Raw genomic sequence first — 440 nt, 5'->3', positions numbered from 1 at the left:
GTACTGGTCGACGTGAGCCTGCCGCGCACCGAGCTGTCGATTCCGGTCTACTACATCATCGCGCCGGCCGAGGCCAGCTCCAACCTCGGGCGTTTCGACGGCGTCAAGTTCGGCCACCGCGCCGCCCAGTACGCCGACCTGCTGGACATGTACAAGAAGTCGCGCGCCGAAGGCTTCGGCCCCGAGGTCAAGCGCCGCATCATGATCGGCACCTACGTCCTCTCGCACGGCTACTACGACGCCTACTACCTGCAGGCGCAGAAGCTGCGCCGGATGATCGCCGACGACTTCCAGGCCTGTTTCCGACACTGCGACGTGATCGCCGGCCCGGTGGCGCCGACGGTGGCGTGGCGGATCGGCGAGCAGCGCGACGACCCGGTCAAGGCCTATCTGGCCGACATCTTCACGCTGCCGGCGAGCCTGGCCGGGCTGCCCGGCAT

Annotated in this window: 1 protein-coding gene; it reads left to right on the top strand. The window is 68.0% G+C overall.

From position 1 onward, the window contains the following. The coding region (locus I6F37_RS40275; RefSeq protein ID WP_249795460.1) for an amidase family protein at positions 1-440 on the top strand (440 nt) is incomplete at both ends.

The sequence above is a fragment of the Bradyrhizobium sp. NBAIM08 genome, from assembly GCF_020193935.1.
In the GTDB taxonomy this organism is placed as follows: domain Bacteria; phylum Pseudomonadota; class Alphaproteobacteria; order Rhizobiales; family Xanthobacteraceae; genus Bradyrhizobium; species Bradyrhizobium yuanmingense.
Note: the sequence above shows the minus strand (reverse complement) of the source record. Positions and strands in the feature narration are given on the sequence as shown.